Annotated in this window: 3 protein-coding genes; all 3 read left to right on the top strand. The window is 68.7% G+C overall.

Annotation, left to right across the window (positions count from 1 at the left end; genetic code table 11):
* Positions 1–468: 468 nt before the first annotated feature.
* The 3 genes from ACIPUC_RS37215 to ACIPUC_RS37225 are packed head-to-tail and all read left to right on the top strand — an operon-like array spanning position 469 to position 2,870.
* A complete protein-coding gene (locus tag ACIPUC_RS37215) occupies positions 469–906 on the top strand; it encodes a hypothetical protein (RefSeq protein WP_446594867.1) in 438 nt (145 codons plus the stop codon).
* 51 nt (positions 907–957) lie between these two features.
* Positions 958–1,608 carry a DUF5819 family protein gene (locus ACIPUC_RS37220; protein WP_446594869.1) on the top strand — a complete coding sequence of 217 codons (651 nt, stop codon included), beginning with the start codon at positions 958–960 and terminating at the stop codon, positions 1,606–1,608.
* Positions 1,605–2,870, top strand: a complete 1,266-nt coding sequence (locus ACIPUC_RS37225; RefSeq protein WP_446594870.1) for an HTTM domain-containing protein — start codon at positions 1,605–1,607, stop codon at positions 2,868–2,870. Before ACIPUC_RS37220 ends, ACIPUC_RS37225 begins: the two co-directional genes overlap by 4 nt.
* Positions 2,871–2,961 lie beyond the last annotated feature (91 nt).

Genomic DNA, 2,961 nt, shown 5'->3' on the forward strand with positions numbered 1-2,961 from the left:
GGAACGACGCGACGACACCCACGAAGCCTTCCTCGGACTCGCCACCTGCCTCATCACCCACCGACACGTCCAACACCTTTGTTAGGGACCTCTAAAGGTCGCGGTGGTGGTGCTCGCGGGTCATCGGCATGTCCTTCGTTCTCTCGGGATGGGCGGGAGCGGCCGGCACCGGGTGGGTTCGATGCCGGGAGCCGTGGTGAGGGCCCGGTTCAGCGGTGGCCGGGGTTCGGCCCGGGTAGCTCGCGCCTGGGCCTGGCGCCAGGACTTGGCCAGGTGCAGAACGGCCTGCTCCGGGCGTAAGCCACAGGCGTGGGCCGACGGACCTCGTTTGCAGGCCAGGGGGCGAGGGACGGCAATCACCACCCGCCCGGCCTATCGCGGGAGATGCCGACGTGACCCTGGCGGGATCTCTTCGTTGGGTCGGCTGCGGCAACCGTACGGTGCCGCGCCCCGAGGAAAGGTGGCGTGATGAAGCGTGCTCTGCAATCCGTGCTCGTCGTCGTGTCGATCGTTGGCTCCGCTGCATTCGGCAACCTCGCGCAGGCCGACCAGCGCGATTCGATCCACGTCGGCGACTTCATCAACAACTCCCAGACCCACACCGCGCACCACAACTGCGGCCCGTTCAAGAACGGTTTCTGCAACCAGGAGAACGTCTTCCGCCCGCAGGTGGAACTGAACATCCGCAGGTTGCTCCTCGGCAACGGAGACGACGACGGCGGCACGTCCGGTACCTCGGGCGGTACATCCGGTACGTCGGGCGGCTCGTCCGGTACCTCGGGCGGCTCGTCCGGTACGTCCGGTACGTCCGGGAGCACCTCGGGCGGCACGTCCGGTACCTCGGGCGGCGCCGACACGCTGAGCCTTCCCGGCGGAGGCACGCTGCTCGGCGGCCTCGGCCTCTGACAGCGGAACCGGACGCGCGGTCAGGGCCAGGACGAATCAAGGACGTAGGCGATGACGAGCATTCAGGAAGACGCTCCCCGGGCTTGGTCCGCCCCTGCCCGCGCGGCTCTGCTGGCAGGGGCCTTGCTCCTGTCCGGTGCCGCCCTCTGGCACGGCGCCATGCTGTTTCTTGCCGTCGCCCCCTCGAACGGCATCTCCCGGGCGTACGAAGAACAGATCATCGGCCACACCAGTGCCGAGTTCGGGCAGGACTGGAAGCTCTTCGCGCCGAACCCGATGCAGGTGAATGTGGCGATCTCCGCCCGCGTGAGGACGGATGCGGGTGACGGCAGCAGCCGGGTCGGGCCGTGGGTCGACCTCACGGCCCAGGACATCGACGCCATCCGCGGCAATCCGTGGCCCAGCCACGCGCACCAGAACATGCTCCGGCGCGCCTGGGACTTCTACGCGGCCACTCACCGGGGCGAGAACGGCACCGCCACCGACCCACGGGCGGACCTGTCCGAGCAGTACCTCCAGCGGGTCGTACTACAGCGCATCGGCCCGGACGAGGGGGGCCGGCGGGCGGACGGAATCCAACTCAGAAGGCGGATGACGCTCGTGGAGCCGCCCAGCTGGCGCGTGCATCCCGTTGACCCCCCTCCCGGCGACCTCGTCCTGCCGTGGTGGCCCGTAGCCCCGAAGGACGTGCAGGCCCTGTGACCGCGAACCGCACGGAGGCCGGGACGGTCCTGCTCGTCCCCGCACCGTCACCTGCGCCCGATGCCGCAGGGCCGAATGCCCACGGACCCGGGGACCTTCCCTCTGCCCTCTCCCCGGCGCCGGCCGCCACAGCCCGGCGGTCCATCCGCGAGCGCGCGGCCGACTTGGTCGAATCGGCAGGGCGGATCCGGTTCCCCTACCAGGCTGCGACGATCCGGATCGGCTTCGCCCTCGTCTTCGCTCTCTTCCTCGTCCGTGAATGGCCGCACCGTCGCCAGCTGTTCGGCGACCTCAACCCCTGGTCACTGGACATGGCCATCCGTGTGGTCGGCGAGGACCACGCCTTCACCGTGCTGACCTGGTGGCCGGGCCGGTTGTGGTTCGAGATCGTCTATCACGGCACCCTGGCGGCCGCGCTCCTGCTGATGGCGGGCTGGCGCACTCGCGCCACCTCCGCGTTCTTCATGGTCGGTGTGCTCTCCCTGGAATTGCGCTCGCCGTTCCTGGGCGACGGCGGTGACAACGTCCTCCGGATCATGGCGATCTACCTGGTCGCCGTACGCTGCGGCGATGTCTGGTCGCTGGACGCGCGCCGACGCCGTCGCCAGGAGCAGGCCGGCGGCGCAGACCGGTCCGGCCTGCTCCTGTGGCAAGGAACCGGCGTACTCCTCGGAGTGCTGCTCGGCTTCCCCCAATGGGGCTGGAGTATGGTCCTGTGGTCGCTGTGGGCGGCGCACGGCGCACACTTCGCAGCCGAACGGTGGTTCCCGCGCCACGAGGCACGCGCGGTGCTGGACCGCCTGACCGCCATGCTGCACAACTGCGCGATGGCCGTGGTGGCCCTGCAGGTCTGCTTCATCTACGCCACTGCCGGCTGGTACAAGATCCAGGGCTCGCGCTGGCAGGAGGGCAGTGCTCTGCATTACGCCATGCACCTCGACTACTTCCGCCCGTTGCCGTGGCTGTCTGACCTGCTCGCCGCCGGAATGGTCCCGCTCGTCGTAATGGCGTACGCCACGGTCATCATCCAGGTGGCCTTCCCCTTCACACTGGGCAATCGGAGGGTCAAGAACGTCCTACTCGCCGTGATGATGGCCGAGCATGCGGGGATCGCCCTGGTGCTCGCCCTGCCCTTCCTCTCCCTAGCCATGATCGTCTGTGACGCGCTCTTTCTTCCCACGGCGTTTCTGCTCTCCCTGGACAAGCGCGTCAAGCGCACCTTGTCCGGCCGGGTGCGCAGAGGCTCAGTCCCGGCGCCTTAGAGGTCCCTAACAAAGGTGTTGGACGTGTCGGTGGGTGATGAGGCAGGTGGCGAGTCCGAGGAAGGCTTCGTGGGTGTCGTCGCGTCGTTCC

This window comes from Streptomyces sp. LARHCF249 (assembly GCF_052871255.1).

Excerpts from the sequence above, each read along its gene's own strand:
- ACIPUC_RS37215 (WP_446594867.1), top strand. The coding sequence starts at position 469 with ATGAAGCGTGCTCTGCAATCCGTGCTCGTCGTCGTGTCGATCGTTGGC.
- ACIPUC_RS37220 (WP_446594869.1), top strand. The coding sequence starts at position 958 with ATGACGAGCATTCAGGAAGACGCTCCCCGGGCTTGGTCCGCCCCTGCC.